1 protein-coding gene and 1 pseudogene are annotated in these 1,136 nt (G+C 47.7%); both read left to right on the forward strand.

Going from position 1 to position 1,136, the window contains the following annotated elements:
- Positions 1 to 321 (forward strand): annotated as a pseudogene (locus BZJ17_RS16955) (hypothetical protein); the annotation flags it as partial.
- Positions 273 to 1,121, forward strand: a complete 849-nt coding sequence (locus BZJ17_RS16960; RefSeq protein ID WP_108743849.1) for an ankyrin repeat domain-containing protein — start codon at positions 273 to 275, stop codon at positions 1,119 to 1,121. The pseudogene BZJ17_RS16955 and the gene BZJ17_RS16960, both read left to right, overlap by 49 nt.
- The last annotated feature ends 15 nt before the right edge of the window (positions 1,122 to 1,136 follow it).

Here is a 1,136-nt window from a genome sequence, read left to right on the forward strand (position 1 = left end):
TTCCGCAGTAAACCCTATCCAGAGGTCTTCTTTGAGGGGGAATTATTAGCCGTTGCCGAGGCGATTAAAGCCCATGATATCGATAGGGCGAAAGCATTGGCGGAAAAACTGCCAGAGATTGATGCGCCAGGCAACGAGCATTTCACTCTATTAGCCTTTGCGGTGGCTGATACCAATATTCCAGCTATCAAAATGTTGATGGCGCTAGGAGCCGACCCTGCCGCCAAATTCGGTCAAGGCGAGGGGGCACAGTCTGTTGCTTACTTTGCCATGTGGCCAGTAAACCCTATCCAGAGGTCTTCTTTGAGGGGGAATTATTAGCCGTTGCCGAGGCGATTAAAGCCCATGATATCGATAGGGCGAAAGCATTGGCGGAAAAACTGCCAGAGATTGATGCGCCAGGCAACGAGCATTTCACTCTATTAGCCTTTGCGGTGGCTGATACCAATATTCCAGCTATCAAAATGTTGATGGCGCTAGGAGCCGACCCTGCCGCCAAATTCGGTCAAGGCGAGGGGGCACAGTCTGTTGCTTACTTTGCCATGTGGCGCAAAACGACAGATGCACTTAAAGCGATGTTGGAAGCGGGAATGGACCCGAATTTAACCGATGAATATGGTGAGACGCTGATTTTTGATGTGCCGAATTTAGAAGATAACGACGCACTGAAACTATTGATCGAATTTGGCGCCGATGTGAATGCTAAAGACGGCTTAGGACAAACACCTTTATTAGATTTTATCAGCGTAAAGTTTGATGAGTCACTGTATCTTTTAGAGCATGGCGCTGACCCTTTTGTTATGAAAAACAGTGGATTAACGGCCGCTTATGCCGTTCAAGAGCGCTTGGAGAGCATGGATAAATCCACTGAAGCGTATCAAAAAATGCTGAGCATTCAGCAAAAGATGATTGAGCTTGGCGTACAGTTTCCCGCTTTGACACCATATGGAGAGCGTTTTAGAAACAATATTGTGTACTGCGTTAAACCAAGAGGCTATCACCCACGCGAAGAGTGTGAAGAGGAAGGGACGCATCCTTATCTAAAACCGCAATCAGACGCATCCAAACGAGCGGATGAGAAGATACTGCGAGAGCGTTATGGCATCGATGCCAACCTATAAGCGAGGCCTATAAGG

This window comes from Salinivibrio sp. IB574, assembly GCF_001996205.1.
GTDB classification, from domain to species: Bacteria; Pseudomonadota; Gammaproteobacteria; order Enterobacterales; family Vibrionaceae; genus Salinivibrio; species Salinivibrio proteolyticus.